Below are 16,542 nucleotides of genomic sequence, written 5' to 3'. Positions count from 1 at the left end.
CTTATGCTTATCCTTTTAGCGTATATTTTATATCTTGTACGGTATTCTTTTTCTCTTGTCAAAATAATTAAGTGTGTCAATCCCAAATGATTTCACATAATTATATGCTTTGTCAAAATCTCTTGCCACATCTTCCGGCGTATGTGCATCAGAGTTTACAAGAATAGGGATATTGTACTTTTTAATCATTGACATTATCTCTTTAGATGGATATATTTCACCTACAGGTTTTCTCCAACCTGCTGTTGAAACTTCCACAGCTATTCCGATCTTTGCTATATTCTTAATATTTTCTTCTATTTTATCATAAACCATTGGCGTCGGTCTGTACTTAAAAATTTTTACCAAATCGATATGGCCTATAAAGTCAAAGATACCCGTTTCAGCCATTTTTTCAACCATATTAAAATACTCTAAATACACAGAGTCCACATCGCAGGACTCCCAGATATCAAGGCAGTCATCAAGATCTATGCCCCAGTCATCGATCCAGTGGATGGAGCCTATCACATAATCCCATGGATATGGCTTTAAGAAATCCATAAGCTCTTTTTCTTTGCCTGGTATATAGTCTGCTTCTATGCCTAATTTTACAGGAAGTCCCATAGACTTTGCTTCATTTATAAGCGATACATATTCATCTATGTCTTGACCGTTGTACTTTTTAATCCATTCCCCTCTAAAGCCGTCGCTTCCAAATGCATCGTATCCTTTATCAAATCTGTATCCATGCTCTGATATGCCTATCTCTTTAAGGCCTTTATCAAATGCCGTATCTACAAATTTTTTAAGCCAATCAATCGTGTACGGTCCTCTTTCTATGTGTACGTGATAATCTGATGGCATATATTTTCCCCCTTTACATTGATAAACTAATTATAATATCAAAACAAAAACATTGCAATAACTCAAGAAAACGTATGATATAATAATGGTAGCCTCCAAGAAGGGAGGTGAAACAATGGCCACTGGTGGCAAAAGGCGGAGAGAAAACCGCCAAATAGACTGGTACAAGATCACAGAAATACTGCTTAAGTTATTAGAGATAATAATTAAGTGGTACACGAAGTGATATGTACATAGTCGAGAAAAAGGTGAGGGTAGCAGCCTCACCTTTTTCTATAAACAATGACCACTGGTTTTAAATTTGCCTATATATATTATACCATATTATTTTATTTTTCAAACATTTTTCAGTAAAAACATTGCAATAACAGGTAAAAACGTATGATATAATAATGGTAGCCTCCAAGAAAGGAGGTGAACATTGTGACCATTGGTGGCAAAAGAAGGCGGAAAAGAAGCCGCCAAATAGACTGGTACAAAGTCATGGAAATACTGCTTAAATTATTAGAGATAATAATTAAGTGGTACACGAAGTGATATGTACATAGTCGAGAAAAAGGTGAGGGTACCATCCTCACCTTTTTCTATAACATTGTGACCACTGGTTTTAAATTTGTCTATATATATTATACCACATTATTTTATTTTTCAAACATTTTTCAGTAAAAACATTGCAATAACAGGTAAAAACGTATGATATAATAATGGTAGCCTCCAAGAAAGGAGGTGACAAAGTGTCCACAGGTAGCAGAAGGCGGAGAGAAAACCGCCAAATAGACTGGTACAAAGTCGCGGAAATACTGCTTAAATTATTAGAGATAATAATTAAGTGGTACACGAAGTGATATGTACATAGTCGAGAAAAAGGTGAGGGTAACGGCCTCACCTTTTTCTATGCAAAGTGTCCACAGGTTTTAAATTTGTCTATATATATTATACCACATTATTTTATTTTTCAACCCCCTTTACATTCAAAAAAATCTCATATATAATAAAAAAGTATTTATTTTTTTTGGGGTGTTTTTGATGAGTCATTATCGAAGAAAATTAAAAAAAACTATCAAAAAATTAAAGGGATAAGAGTCTCTATTTTTAAGAATAGAGATTTTTTTAATGCCTTTCACTTAATTAAACGCATTTAATGCACGATATAAGATAAAATAAAAGATGAGGTGAGACGATGTCAAAGTATATATTTGTGACGGGCGGTGTTGTGTCATCATTAGGCAAAGGAATAACAGCAGCGTCATTAGGGAGGCTATTAAAAAGCCGCGGCATTAGCGTGGCGGTGATAAAATGCGATCCATATATAAACATAGATCCTGGGACAATGAGTCCATACCAGCATGGAGAAGTATTCGTCACAGAAGACGGTGCAGAGACGGACCTAGATCTTGGCCATTATGAAAGATTTATAGACATAAACCTTACGAAGAGCAGTAATATAACGACAGGAAAGGTGTACTGGTCAGTAATATCGAAGGAGAGAAAAGGCGATTATTTAGGAGCTACGGTTCAGGTAATACCACACATTACAAACGAGATAAAAGACAGGATAAGGCGAGTAGGAAAAGAGCAAAATGTGGATTGTGTCATCGTGGAGATAGGTGGTACTGTAGGTGATATAGAAAGCCTGCCGTTTTTAGAGGCTATAAGGCAGATAGGTGTTGAAGAAGGAAAAGACAATGTCATGTTTATACACGTTACGCTTGTACCACATTTAGGCAAGACTGGTGAACTTAAGACAAAGCCTACGCAGCACAGCGTAAAAGAATTGAGATCTATTGGCATACAACCTGACATGATCGTCTGCAGGACAGAATTTCCTCTTACAGATGACATAAAAGAAAAGATTGGTATGTTTTGCAATGTAAAACCAGATGCTGTCATCGAAAATATCGATGTAGACTCCATCTATGAAGTGCCATTGGAACTTGACAGGCAAAAAGTAGATGAATACGTCATAAATAGGCTTAATCTGCCGGCTGGTGAGCCTGATCTTAAGGAATGGAGAGCATTTGTTGAAAAAGAGAAAAATCTAAAAAGAGAAGTAGAGATAGCTTTAGTCGGCAAATACGTTGAGCTGCACGACGCGTATATAAGCGTTGTAGAATCGTTAAGACATGCCGGTATATACAACGACGCCAATGTGAAGATAAGGTGGGTAAACTCTGAGAATGTAAATGACGATACGGTTGATGAGCTTTTAAAAGGTGCAAAAGGCATCCTGGTGCCTGGAGGATTTGGCGATAGAGGTGTAGAAGGCAAAATAAGAGCCGCCCAGTACGCCAGAGAAAACAAGATACCGTACTTAGGGCTTTGCTTGGGAATGCAGTGTGCAGTAATAGAATTTGCAAGAAATGTAGCAGGACTTAAAAACGCCCATTCTACAGAGTTTAACGGTGCCACACCATACCCTGTTATAGACCTTATGCCTGAACAGAAAGATATAGACGAGAAAGGTGGCACAATGAGGCTTGGCGTATATCCATGCAAGTTAAAGGAAGGCACGAAAGCTTACGATGCCTACAAAGACGAGCTTATATATGAACGCCACAGGCACAGGTACGAGTTTAACAATGAATACAGGGAGCTTCTAACATCAAAAGGACTGGTATTATCAGGTTTGTCGCCAGATGATAGGCTTGTAGAGATAATAGAAGTAAAAGACCATCCATACTTTGTAGCGTCCCAATTCCATCCAGAGTTTAAATCGAGGCCATTAAGACCGCACCCATTATTCAGAGATTTTATAGCTGCAGCATTATCAATAAAGTAAAAGGATCCGCTTTCGGGTCCTTTTTTTGATTTGCACCTTTTTTGTGATATAATGACAATGAAAATTAGTAAACGGTGATAGTTATGAGAAATTTAACAAATATAAAAAAACAGATTGATTTGCTTGTAGATTATGTAAAAGAAAATCCGAATATATTAGCTTTGTATATCTTTGGATCGTATGGGACGGAATATCAAAATGAAAATAGTGACATTGATTTTGCTGTTTTATATGAACGTATGCCAAGCCTTAATGATGAGCTTTCATTAGAAGTAAAATTTTCAGAAATATTAGGCACAGATGATATAGATTTAATAAATCTAAACAAAGCATCTCTTGAGTTTAAACATAAGGTAATCTATACAGGCGATCTATTGTATTGCAGAGATTATTTAAAATTAGCCGATTTTAAAGAAAATGTTTTTAAATTTTACGGTGATTATGGAATAACAATGAAATTTTTTTACGACGATTATTTGAAAGGGCTGAATGAGATAAAAATCAAGGAGAGAGATTAATGACAAAATCACGGATAGACGAGATTGATATACTTAAAGGCATATCTATAATAGCGGTTTTGATGATACATACGACAGGCATTGCTGTATCGGATCTTGACAAATCATCTTTATCTTATATCATATTTGCTGTGCTAAACAGGTTTTCACAGTTTGCAGTTCCAGCTTTTATATTTGCGTCATCTATGCTTCTTATGTACAATTATAGCGATGGGGATGATTGGAAATTATTTTACAAGAAACGGTTTAAAAACGTATTATTGCCATATATCGTTTGGACAATGATATACGGCATTTACTTGTATGTAGTATATAATGAGCCTTTGAAATCCATATTGACAGTAGAAAATCTCTTCTTTGGAGGTATGTTCTACCATCTTTACTTTATAGTGATAATAGTACAACTTTATCTTTTATTTCCAATACTGCTTTATATATACAGGTTCATAAGCCAAAACATACATACGGTTGTGTTGTCTATTGTGTTATTTCAGATAGTAGATGTATTAGTTTATAGATACTTCATAAGCAAATTTTTTCAAAATTCTAGCCTTCTTTTTATAACTTATATATCATTTATAATTGCAGGTATGTATATTGGTGAAAACATACGTGAGTGGGGAAAATATTACCATAAAAAATTGCTTAATTCGTTTTTTGCTGTAATTGTATTTGGCTATCTTTTTATTGATATATCATTAAAAGTATTCGCAAATAAACAAATAGATTCTAATCTGTACAATATTTATTATTATGTATTTACGCTTTTAGCATCATTATTCTTTTTTGCGCTGTCAACGAAAATATTGAATTACCATGCTTTAAGCGGTTTATTGGCAAGCACAGGTAAGCTTTCGTTTGGTATATATCTGTCCCATCCGCTCTTTTTAGATGTGCTAAACCACTTTTTAAATACAGGCAATCAATATCTATACGATATTTATATATTGTTTATATTTATTATGATCTATGCAATATCGTATTTCTTTGCGAAGTTTCTTAAAAAGCACAAATTTGCGACTGTTGTCATAGGCAAATGATGCTATGATATTGGATGTTAAATAAAAGTTGTTGAAATTTATTTTTTGTGACATTATAATGTAGGTAAAAATAGGTAGGGATTTGCGTGTTTAAAAAGATAATTGCAATTTTTCTCATCTTTAGCACTTTGCTTTTGTCATCTGGTTGTAACTATATTAGAAAGAGTTTTGCTTTGGATGATAATATAATATTTGTTCCATTGGACAGTAGACCTGTAAATACACAAAATGTTTCAATACTCACAAAAATGTGGGGCAAAAACTTGATTTTGCCGCCAAAAAATGTCCTTGATGATTATACGAAGCCCGGAGATTTTGAGGCACTTAAAAAATGGCTTAATGAGGAAGCCTCTAAAGATAATGTCTATGCGATAGTCATATCGGTGCAGCAGTACATAAATGGCGGACTTATAGCATCACGCGATATTAAAAACTACAATGATTATAAAAAAAGGCTTTTGACTCTTTACAATTTTATAAAAAAGAATAAAGATAAAAATATAATTATCTTTTCTGTAATACCTAGGCTTAAACCGACACAATTTAGTGATCCTGAATATATAAAATACAATCAGCAAATTGTGGAGTTCTCGGAGTTAAAAGACATGGTTGACCTTTATCATAGAGAAAGCGATGTAAAAAAGCTTGAGAAGATAGAGAGTGGTATACCGACAGATTTGATAAAGAACTACAATAATCTTTTTGAGATAAATGATGCAATAAACCAAAAGCTTATTGATTGGACAAAAGATGGATATATAAAGACATTGGTGATAGGTAATGACGATACATCACAATACAGCATGACAAACATGGTATCAAGGAAGCTAAGCCAATACGTAGAAAGTCATGGCATAACTGATAAAGTGTACATGCTTCATGGAGCAGATGAAGTTGGTATGGAGATAACAGCAAAGCTTGCAAATGAGTATTACAAGCAGAGGCCTAGATTTCACGTAGTTTATGATGTCAAAAATCCTGAAAATATCATTTTGCCGTATGAAGGTGCAGACCTTAAAAAAATTGTTGAAGAAAAAATTAATTTTATAGGAGGAAAAACCGATACCAATGGCGAATTAATACTATACATACATACAAATAAAAATTTAGGAATAAAAAGCGACATAGATAAATATAAAAATATAGGACAAAATTTTGGGATAGCTGATGTTGCATATATTAATATGGCAGATGAGAAAGTTGTAGATGCGATATTAAAGTATAATCCACTTGAAATTTCATATGCTGGATGGAATACTCCCAGCAATGCAATAGGTACAGTTATATCTGAGATGGCTTTAAAAGCTATCCTTGACAAAAAGTTTCTTCCTATATATAAAAAAGATGAAGCTATAAGAAGTTTTGCGACATTTTCATTTATACGGATGGCAGATGATTATGCATATCAAGCTGTAGTTAGAAATAAGATGTATAAGTGGGCGAAAAGTAATGGCATGAGTTCTGACGACATAGATATAAAATCTTCAGATAAAGAACTATCAAAAGAAATGAATCCAATATTAGAAGAATTAAAAAAAGTATATGTTGGGAAGACGTTAATGGGGAGGAGATTAAAAAAAGTTGATGTAGAAGTTAAATATCCGTGGAAAAGAATGTTTGAAATAATGGTACAAACTCAAGTAGAACTCAGCAGATAGAGGGAGGAGGAATGTAAAAATTTTTAAAAAGATTGTTTTATCTTGTATTATTATTGTTTTCCTTATAAGTACTGGCCTTTCAACTGTTTCATATTCTGCATCTTTTTCAGATGTCAAGCAAGATGCACCATATGCTGAGGCTGTAAATTATCTATCAGATCTCAATATAACACAAGGCATAGGCGGAGGACTTTTTGGCGTTGGTAAGCCTGTTACACGTGCAATGATGACTGTATTCATAAATAGACTTACGGGCTACAGTAGCTTAGCAGAGAAGTTAAAGACAACTCCTTCAACTTTCAAAGATGTGCCAAAAAATTACTGGGCATTGGGAGATATAAACTTAGCTACTCAGCTTGGCTTTGCACATGGCGTTGGGAATAATCTGTTTAACCCAGAAGGGAATGTCACATACATACAAGCATTAGGGTTTATCTTAAATGCACTTAACTATAAAGATCTGAAGTGGCCTAATGGCGTCATGCAAAAAGCGGATGAGCTTGGTCTTACGAAAGATATGCCTTACAAAGCTGATGATGTCATAACAAGGGAAAATCTTGCTGTCATAATGTACAGAGCATTGTTTTTGAAACTTCAATAGATATATGGTAAAATAATTTATGGCTAATTGTAGTAATGATACTAATGTTAAGCGAATATTACAGTTTTATTACAAATTGGTAACACTTATTGACCTATAGGGAATGACCTGTTATAATAAACTTGTGGTTATATCAGGAAGGTAGATTTATAAGTTGAACCTTGACAAACGGCTTATCAGGTAGATGAGTCTATATTGGTCTACTGCTACTAACAAAGACAGCAAAAACGTTAAACTGTAAGTAGATCCAGATCTCCTAAGGGACTTATTATAATCAGTTTTAACATGATGATAATAGGTGACTACAGGAGAAGCCTTTTGGATAAAGAGGCTTTTTCCGTAGTCACCTGTAAGTTGACTACAGGATAGGCACAATATAGCGAATAAAAGGTTATCCTTACATAATAGGAACCGGGAAGGGGAGTGATGTTCTGCAAGATAAGGCAGGCAGGCCAAGAATATGTTTAAGTTTTTTCAAAAACACACTTATATAAATAGGAGGTATAGTAAATGTTAAAAGGCAGAAAGTTAGTAGCAGTATTGCTCACATTCGTAATGGTAATGGCTTCAATGGTTACTGGCTTTGCATTCACATATGTGGGCGGAGCAAATACTTCAACATCATCGTCTAATACGAATCTTAACCAAGGAACTCCAACTCCAAGTTGGGATTATCAAGTTGTATTTGTAAATGATACAGCAACACCAGGTTCAACAACAACATTAGAATTTAAGGTTCTTAACAATCAAGGCAATATAGTAAAGGATGCTACATTTTTAAAATCTCTTGCTGAACAAATTAAATTAACTGCTGATGATAATACATTGGTATTCAGCAATGTAGGTGGTGCTCAGTATTTAAGTACAGTCACAACATCAAATGCCGTTTATAATGCTGTTTATAATACTGATACTTATAAAATAGGTTTAGATCCCAATTCAACAGGTTCATTGGCAGTTGTATCCACAAGTGGATGGAGCACAACAGTACCAAGTTTTTATATAGCTAGGTATGGAAGAGTTCAAATAGCTAATCTAAGTGGAGTTCCCTATCATGGTGTAAATACTTTAACAGTTAATGGTAAGAGTGTTAACGTTGATTTTTCATTAGCAAATTTATATTTCAATGGTTTAACACCAACTGTAAGCTTTGCAAGTGGTAATAATGCACCATTGGAATCATATCCAGAAACAGCTACGATAACAGCATCAAATGCTGATTATACACAACCTGTTAATGCTCAATTATTTGAAAATGGCAATTTACTTGCTACATTCACATTAACACCGAATAGCACTCAAACAGGATATCAGTCAGTTGTATTGCCACCATTATCTGCATCAAAGACATATACATTAAAAGTATATGGTTCTGCAATGAATTATAATTATTATACAGGTGTACCAGCACAATATTATGCTTCTGGCACAGTAACATTAAAACCACAAGCAGCTAAATCAACACTTGTAAAACCGACTGACAATGCTTTAGCAGCTGGTATAAATGATACAGTAACATTTACACTTGATGATAAATTGCCGAATGGCAATACACAATCAGTAAATAGCAACTTATTAGTTGATCTTGTAAAATACGTAAGACTTACAGTATTAAAATCAGATAATTCAACAAAAGATTCAAATGTTTCATACATTGATCCGGACAATAAATACTTCGCAAATGGCGGATGGTTTGTGGTAACAAGCGACGGATTAAAACCCGTAGTTAAAAATGCTGATGGTTCATTTAATTCTTTAGGCAGTGCTATAAGCGGATCATATGATTCGACAACTGGCAACATAACACTTAATAATGTTAAGATTCCTAATGGCGATTATCTAAAAGTTGAAGGTGCTTACACTGATTATGTAGGCAATGGATATGAAGTAAGTGACACAATGAAAGGCTTTGAAAAGACATTTGTAGTTGCAGATTTACAAGCAAAATTAGGCACAATAACGGCTGATAAGACAGCATTAAATGCTGATGACTATCAGAACGTTACATTCTCAGTATATGATGTACACAAAAATCCAATAAGCGATACAACATTGACATTTAATTCACCTGTTGTATTCTTAGGCGGTACTGGTTCAACAGCATCAAATGTAACTAATACAGTAAAAACTGATTCAAATGGTAAAGTTACTGCTACATTGTACTCAACATTCCCAGCTTCAATAACTGTTAGTGATTCAGGTGTTACAAATGATCTGACATTAACAGTTGGTAATGCTACACGAGCAACAGTAGTGTTTACACCAGGTTCAACAACATACACAGTAAATGGTGTTGACAAGACAGCTGATGCTGCTCCATACATCACATCAACAGGTCGTACAGTAGTACCAGCTAGATTCCTTGCAGATGCACTTGGTGCACAAAGCTATTTTGCATACAGTGCAGATGGACATTCAGTTGTAACATTTGTAAAAGGTACAACAGTTGTTAAGTTTGTACTTGGTACAAACCAAGTTACAATAACAAAGAACGGCGTAACTGTTACTGATACAATGGATGTTCAAGCAACAGTAAATGACCAGAATGGCAAACCAGTAGGAAGAACATATATCCCAGCTAGATATCTAGCAGAAGCTTTAGGATATACAGTTAACTACGATGCAACAACAGGTACTGTTACAGTAACAAACGCTCAATAAGTTAGATAAAAAAATCCGGTATCATGAGATACCGGATTTTTTATGCTATAATATAATATATAATATCACACTGGAGGTTATCATGTTAACTATTTTGATTTTACTAAGCATCATTCTTAGTGCATCAGCACAGCTTCTCATTAAATTTGGCGTAAAAAATATTAGCATGACAGGTAGTGTTTTACACGTATTGGTTCAATATATTAATATATATGTCATAATGGGAATTATGAGTTATATCGGAAGCATGGTTATATGGCTTTATATTCTTACAAAAGTGGATGTAGGTTATGCATATTCATTTACAAGCCTTGGATTTGTATTGGTTATGCTCTTTAGCATAATATTATTTGGTGAGAACGTAAATACTTTTAAGATAGCAGGGACGCTTTTTATAGCATTAGGAATAATGCTTATTGCAAGAGGAAGATAAATTTATTTGAATAAATATTCTAAAGTTGATATGCAATAATATATTGTGAAAGGTTGATGTATACGGTAAAGCTGCTATTTCACGTTCATACAAATTATTCTCATGATGGTTTTTCAAAGATTCACAATTTAAAAGGGCGTCTTATGAAGAAAGGCATAGATGTAGTTGCCATAAGCGATCACAATACACTAAAAGGTGCAGTAGAAGCGGAAAAATTATTTGGCGATGATGTCAGAGTAATCAAATGCGAGGAAATAAAGACGCAAGAGGGTGAGATTATAGGACTTTTTTTAAGTGAAGAGATACCACCTCAGCTATCTATTGATGAGACAATAAAGCGCATCAGAGATCAAGGGGGACTTGTATGTGTCCCGCATCCGTTTGACAGGATGAGAAAGTCAAAGATACACTTAGATGCATTGTACAGAATAATAGATGATATAGATATAGTCGAAGTATTTAATGCTAGGAATATATTTTCACACGATGATAATCTTGCACATGATTTTGCAGACAAATACGGTAAACTGAAGATATGTGGTACAGATGCACATACTTTATTTGAGATAGGGCATACCTATGTAGAATTGGAGGATTTTAAAGATCCAAATGGGTTCTTAGATAATCTAAATGATGCAAAATTACATTTTGAAAGAAGTGGCATTTATGTACACTTTTTTACAAAGGGCAAGAAGTATTATAATAAATTATTTAGATCTAAGGCTAATAATTAGATTCAATTCATAGCATAATGAAAATACCGAAATATTTTTTGTCTATATATTAAATGCCGTAACCTTATGTTCACTGCATATATAGGAATATGTGCATTATTAATTATTAAGTTAAAAGAAGGGTGAAATGAGATTGGAACATACTGTAAAGTATTCTACAATAGACAAATATAAGGGTTTAATAAAGCTTATGAGGCCAAAGCAGTGGATTAAAAACGTGTTTGTTTTGGCGGCTCTTATTTTCAGCAAAAAAATGCTTGATGTTTTATCACTTAAGGAAACTTTATTTGCATTTATACTGTTTTGCGGAATTTCCTCCAGCGTCTATATAATAAATGACATAGCCGATCTTGAAAAAGACCGAAAACATCCTAAGAAGAGATTAAGGCCATTGCCATCAGGACTTGTTAAAAAGAGACATGCGGCTATATTGTTTTTTATACTTGTTTTGACATCATCAGCATTATCATTTATGCTTAATGTAAATTTTGGTATAATTATTTTAAGTTATTTCATAATAAATCTTGCATACACTTTTTATCTTAAAAACATTATCATTATTGACGTAATGGTTATTGCTATTGGATTTGTACTGAGGGTAATTGCTGGTGCAGAGGCAATAGGCGTTGCAAGTTCACCGTGGCTGCTGCTATGTACACTTCTATTGTCACTATTTCTTGCAATTACCAAGAGGAAAAATGAGGTTATCGTCCTTGATAATAATGCAAAAAGCCATAGAAATGTCCTTGATGAATATAGTGTGAAACTTCTTGACAATATGCTTTCAATAGTAACGTCATCAACCATAATAGCGTATTCCCTTTATACTTTTTATGCTGAAAAGGGTTATTACATGATGATAACGATACTTTTTGTGATATATGGTATATTCAGATATCAGTATCTTGTTGACAGTAAAACATTTGGAGGCAGTCCAGAATTGGCATTTTTTGAGGACAAACCTTTTCTTATAAATGGGATTTTATACTGCATTACTGTCATTTTGATATTGTATATCTAAAAAGGAGGATATCATGAGCTTTACATTAGGTCTTATATTATACATTGTTTCGACGTTGTTGGTAATAATGACATCCGTTAAATGGACGAAATGGATTAAATTAAGTAATACTTCTGATGAAATACTTACGTCTTTTCTTTTTTCAATAACAGAAATTCTTTTAATAAATATAGTTCTAGGAATATTGCTTAAAATGCTTTATCCCATATACTTATTTATTTTTGTTGCAGTTTTATTTATAGCTACATGCTTCTATTTGAAGGATTGGTCTTTTAATATAAAGCTAAAATCCATAATAAATTTTTTTAAGGATGTCAAATTTGGACCTCTTCTAATAATATTATCATTTATGACAATAATCGGTGTGATATGGGTGGTTTATATAACATTGATTTATCCGCCATATGGCACAGATGAGCTTATGTATCATCTTGTAGGGCCTGTTGAATGGATGAAACACGGCATGATATTCAATATTCATCAAGATTACATATCTCAGTGGATTAATTGGTATCCAAAAAATACGGAGATATTATTCTTATGGAATATGATATTCTTTAAAAGCGATGTTATTGTTGATGGAACGCAACTGATATTTGCACTGATCGGCATTATTGGTGTTTATGGAATAGGGAGAAAAATTGGACTTGATAAGTATTACTCATTATGTGCAGGGTTATTATTTTTCCTGACACCGATTGTTTTTATACAATCAAAAACAGCTTATATTGATGTTGCATTTTCAGTTATGGTGATTTTGTCATTAAATTTTCTTATACATATATATAAGGAATTCAGCATAAAGTATATATACTTGCTTTCGCTGACTGTCGCATTTATGAGTGGCATGAAAGGTTCTGGACCTATTTATGCAGTAATATTTTTGGCATTATTGGCGATCATTTTGATAAAACATAGAAAAAGTGAGAATTATAAAAATTTAATATACGGTCTAACTATATACATATTATTCTCAATTACGCTTGGTGCATTTTGGTATTACAGGACATGGTATTTTTACGGGAATCCTATTTATCCATTTACACTAAGTTTTCACGGGATAACGATATTTAAAGGTCTTGGTACAGCTAAGCAAATCATATTCGATCCAAATCTTTTGCCTCAGATGAAGGGCATGGGGTACTTTAAGCAAATTTATTTTTCATGGTATGAAAATTTTAACTTCTTGAAAGGATATTCTTACGATACACGTATAGGTGGATTTGGCGCTGTATGGTATATCGTAGCGATGCCTGCTATTTTGATATTTATTTTAAAATCAATAATAGATAAAAAGTGGGTCAACATTTTTTTCGCCATTTCTACTGGAATACTATTTTTAGCTTCATCAGAAAATTGGTGGTCCAGATACGTTATATTTATTGTTGCATTGGGATATGTTGCCATATCTTATATTATGCAAAACATTAAATTTACAAGAATTGTTGCACTGGTTATTATTGCATTAGTTACATTTAGTTTTACAGTTTCTATAAAAGGGTATTTGCCAGCAAACATATCGTCGAGAGAGACATTTAATGAGTTGAGAAAGACACCAATACTTGACAGAAGCTCTTATATGGCAAATTCATTTTATGGAGATGATATGTCGTTTTTAAAAGGCGTGAGAAATGAAAATATTGCATATTTTCTTCACGCATATATTTATCCGTTGTACGGTGAAGGACTTTCAAATAATCTTTTTTATCTGGGTAATATCAAGAATGAATCATCGTTTAAAAAGTATATTGAAGAAAATAGGATTGATTATGCAATGGTAAGTATAGGTTCTATTTATGATAGATGGTTGGAAAGTGATAGGGATTTCAAGTTGATATTTGTTGGAAGGCAACACGATGTATACAAAAAGCTTAGATAAATATGAATAAAGTATATAGAAAGGTGTTAGAAATGATATCAAAAATTTTAGATGCTTTTTTTGGATTGTTGTTTTTAGTTATCGTGACGATATTGGCTTATAAATATTTTAAAGATCCATCAAAATTAGATATTTTAAAAGAGTCAATAAATTATATTAGAACTCTTTAAGCTTATCGGAGTATTTACTTTCACACACTTTTCACACAATTTCTTTAAACATTTGTTATATTTATGTGATAAAATAATAGACAAAGTTAGTATAGTGTAAAAGCTGGTGATTAAGTTGCTAAGGAAGATATATCTTGTAGAGGATGAGAAAAACTTAAATATATTATTGCAAAAATACTTGGAAATGGAAGGTTATAGCGTCACTACCTTTTTTGATGGAAGTACGGCGATGGAGCGAATAAATGACATGCCTGATCTATGGATACTTGACATAATGCTTCCTGATGTAGATGGATATGAGCTTATAAAAGCCATAAAGGAGCACAATAAGTCTACCCCAGTCATATTTATGTCTGCCAGAAATGAGGAGCTTGACAGGGTGGTAGGCTTAGAGCTTGGAAGCGATGACTACCTTTCAAAGCCTTTTTTGCCTCGTGAGCTTGTCATTAGGACAAATAAGCTTATGGAGAGGATATACGGAAAAGAAGAAGATGGCAGCGATGACATTATACAAGTAGGCGATTATACATTGAGTGAGAAGCAAAGGACTGTCTATTTAGGCGATAATGAGATATAGCTTACGAATAAGGAGTATGAGCTTTTTTGTTACCTTGTAAAAAATAAAAATATCGTCGTGTCAAGAGATCAGATATTGAATAACGTCTGGGGAGAGGACTATTTCGGCTCAGACAGAGTTGTAGATGACACTATAAGAAGGCTTAGGAAGAAAATAGATAAGTTAAATATAGAAACTGTATATGGTTACGGCTATAAACTGGTGTGTAAATCATGAAGAAGATATTTAGATTTCGTTCACTTGCGATGCGGATATGGATGACATTTACCGCTGTCATACTTATAATAGTCTGCAGCCTGTCAATGCTTTATATCTTTGCATACAGGAGAGTAGAAGAAAACAACAAGATACAGGATTTAAAAGTTTCCCATGAGATGCTTCTTAAAAATAATAATAATTTCAGCGGAAACTACAACAATTTTTCCAGATTGAGAAATCTAAGAGGCGGAGATAATTTCATTGTGGATTTTGATACAGCCAATAGACCTTTGATCATAGATATAAACCACAGAGAACCACCACCAGATATTCATTCACCATCGTTTAATACGATGGGGGTTAAGCTTTGGATGTCCAGCTTTATAAAAGGCGGAAACATGAATGAGAAGCTTTATAGAGAAGTTTATGACAACATGGAGTACTTCTTTATAATAAGCACTGTAAATTATGATTCATCTAACAAAGCTTATCTTGTGTCGTATGTGCCAAACATCGTTGACAATACCATTCTTTATCTTGTCATTGCTGTAGGAATAATATTCATCATAATCGGCTTTTTTACATCTATAATTGTGGCTGGATACATCGCAAAGCCCCTTAAGAAGCTTGAGGAGTACACTATGAGGATAGCTCACAAAGACTGGAAGGAGCCCATAAACTTAGACAGAGAAGACGAGATAGGTATGCTGGCAAATTCCATGAATATGATGCAGAAAGAGCTAAAAAGGGCAGACGAAGAGGAAAAGATGTTTTTGCAAAGCATATCACATGATCTAAAGACACCTGTTATGGTGATAATGAGCCATGCTGATGCCATAATAGACGGTGTGTACATCGATTCATTGGAAAAGACTGCCGGCATAATAAAGGACGAAGCGATACGGCTTCAAAAGAAGATAAACCAGATGCTTTACTTGAATACTCTTGACTATGTGCTGGAGAACGACAGCAAAACTGACTATATAAATCTAAAAGATCTTGTGAACAACATAATAAGCAGGTTTGAAATCATAAAAAGCGATATTGAGTGGGATTTAAGCTTAGATGAGGTAATAATAAAGGGTGATAGGGATAAGATAGAAGTCAGCATAGAAAATATCCTTGACAATGCTTTAAGGTATGCCAACGAAGTGATAAAAGTGACACTTAAAAAAGACGGGCAGTATGCATATCTTGACATATACAATGACGGTCCAAAGATAGATGAGAAACACATGAAACATATATTTGATAGGATGTACAAGGATAAGACGGGAAATTTCGGTTTAGGACTTGCCATATCGAAAAAAATCATAGACTTTTATAAAGGTGAGATAAAAGCTATAAATAGAGACAAAGGCGTAAGCTTCATAATAAAATATCCTTTAAACTATAGTCATGATTAAGAATAGTTTTAAATTTACAAT

The 16,542-nt window shown here is 33.6% G+C and carries 15 protein-coding genes and 1 pseudogene; 15 read left to right on the top strand and 1 reads right to left on the bottom strand.

Features of this window, described 5'->3' with window-relative positions; translation table 11 throughout:
• Window positions 1–27 precede the first annotated feature (27 nt).
• Window positions 28–846: a histidinol-phosphatase gene (locus tag ACZ42G_RS13105; RefSeq protein ID WP_464850763.1), complete on the bottom strand. Its 819-nt coding sequence runs from the start codon at window positions 844–846 to the stop codon at window positions 28–30.
• Window positions 847–2,026: 1,180 nt separating this feature from the next.
• Here ACZ42G_RS13105 and ACZ42G_RS13100 point away from each other — a divergent pair.
• The 15 genes and pseudogenes from ACZ42G_RS13100 (at window position 2,027) to ACZ42G_RS13030 (ending at window position 16,521) form a co-directional block, all read left to right on the top strand.
• Window positions 2,027–3,625 carry a CTP synthase gene (locus ACZ42G_RS13100; RefSeq protein ID WP_464850761.1) on the top strand — a complete coding sequence of 533 codons (1,599 nt, stop codon included), beginning with the start codon at window positions 2,027–2,029 and terminating at the stop codon, window positions 3,623–3,625.
• A gap of 83 nt (window positions 3,626–3,708) precedes the next feature.
• A complete protein-coding gene (gene mntA, locus ACZ42G_RS13095) occupies window positions 3,709–4,143 on the top strand; it encodes a type VII toxin-antitoxin system MntA family adenylyltransferase antitoxin (protein ID WP_464850759.1) in 435 nt (144 codons plus the stop codon).
• The gene (locus tag ACZ42G_RS13090; RefSeq protein ID WP_464850757.1) at window positions 4,143–5,183 is read left to right on the top strand and encodes an acyltransferase; all 1,041 of its coding nucleotides are present in this window, start codon (window positions 4,143–4,145) and stop codon (window positions 5,181–5,183) included. Before mntA ends, ACZ42G_RS13090 begins: the two co-directional genes overlap by 1 nt.
• Before the next feature lie 86 nt (window positions 5,184–5,269).
• Window positions 5,270–6,841 carry a DUF4127 family protein gene (locus ACZ42G_RS13085; protein WP_464850755.1) on the top strand — a complete coding sequence of 524 codons (1,572 nt, stop codon included), beginning with the start codon at window positions 5,270–5,272 and terminating at the stop codon, window positions 6,839–6,841.
• A 19-nt stretch (window positions 6,842–6,860) separates the two neighbouring features.
• A pseudogene (locus ACZ42G_RS13080) lies at window positions 6,861–7,007 on the top strand (hypothetical protein); the annotation flags it as partial.
• Between the two features lie 57 nt (window positions 7,008–7,064).
• Window positions 7,065–7,442 carry an S-layer homology domain-containing protein gene (locus tag ACZ42G_RS13075; RefSeq protein ID WP_464850754.1) on the top strand — a complete coding sequence of 126 codons (378 nt, stop codon included), beginning with the start codon at window positions 7,065–7,067 and terminating at the stop codon, window positions 7,440–7,442.
• A 510-nt stretch (window positions 7,443–7,952) separates the two neighbouring features.
• Window positions 7,953–10,103: a stalk domain-containing protein gene (locus ACZ42G_RS13070; RefSeq protein ID WP_464850753.1), complete on the top strand. Its 2,151-nt coding sequence runs from the start codon at window positions 7,953–7,955 to the stop codon at window positions 10,101–10,103.
• 82 nt (window positions 10,104–10,185) lie between these two features.
• The gene (locus ACZ42G_RS13065; protein ID WP_464850752.1) at window positions 10,186–10,536 is read left to right on the top strand and encodes an EamA family transporter; all 351 of its coding nucleotides are present in this window, start codon (window positions 10,186–10,188) and stop codon (window positions 10,534–10,536) included.
• A 56-nt stretch (window positions 10,537–10,592) separates the two neighbouring features.
• A complete protein-coding gene (locus ACZ42G_RS13060; RefSeq protein WP_464850751.1) occupies window positions 10,593–11,270 on the top strand; it encodes a PHP domain-containing protein in 678 nt (225 codons plus the stop codon).
• 127 nt (window positions 11,271–11,397) lie between these two features.
• Window positions 11,398–12,291: a decaprenyl-phosphate phosphoribosyltransferase gene (locus ACZ42G_RS13055; RefSeq protein ID WP_464850749.1), complete on the top strand. Its 894-nt coding sequence runs from the start codon at window positions 11,398–11,400 to the stop codon at window positions 12,289–12,291.
• A gap of 13 nt (window positions 12,292–12,304) precedes the next feature.
• On the top strand, window positions 12,305–14,170 hold the full coding sequence (locus tag ACZ42G_RS13050) for a hypothetical protein (RefSeq protein ID WP_464850747.1): 1,866 nt from the start codon (window positions 12,305–12,307) through the stop codon (window positions 14,168–14,170).
• Window positions 14,171–14,202: 32 nt separating this feature from the next.
• Window positions 14,203–14,340 (top strand): hypothetical protein, encoded by a 138-nt coding sequence (locus ACZ42G_RS13045; RefSeq protein ID WP_464850746.1) that lies wholly within the window; start codon window positions 14,203–14,205, stop codon window positions 14,338–14,340.
• A gap of 106 nt (window positions 14,341–14,446) precedes the next feature.
• Entirely contained in the window at window positions 14,447–14,917 is a 471-nt protein-coding gene (locus ACZ42G_RS13040) for a response regulator transcription factor (protein WP_464850744.1), read from the top strand.
• Between the two features lie 57 nt (window positions 14,918–14,974).
• The gene (locus ACZ42G_RS13035) at window positions 14,975–15,133 is read left to right on the top strand and encodes a winged helix-turn-helix domain-containing protein (RefSeq protein ID WP_464850743.1); all 159 of its coding nucleotides are present in this window, start codon (window positions 14,975–14,977) and stop codon (window positions 15,131–15,133) included.
• On the top strand, window positions 15,130–16,521 hold the full coding sequence (locus ACZ42G_RS13030) for a sensor histidine kinase (protein ID WP_464850741.1): 1,392 nt from the start codon (window positions 15,130–15,132) through the stop codon (window positions 16,519–16,521). The genes ACZ42G_RS13035 and ACZ42G_RS13030 overlap by 4 nt, the downstream gene beginning before the upstream one ends.
• Window positions 16,522–16,542 lie beyond the last annotated feature (21 nt).

The sequence above is a fragment of the Thermoanaerobacterium calidifontis genome (genome assembly GCF_055381745.1).
Note: the sequence above shows the minus strand (reverse complement) of the source record. Positions and strands in the feature narration are given on the sequence as shown.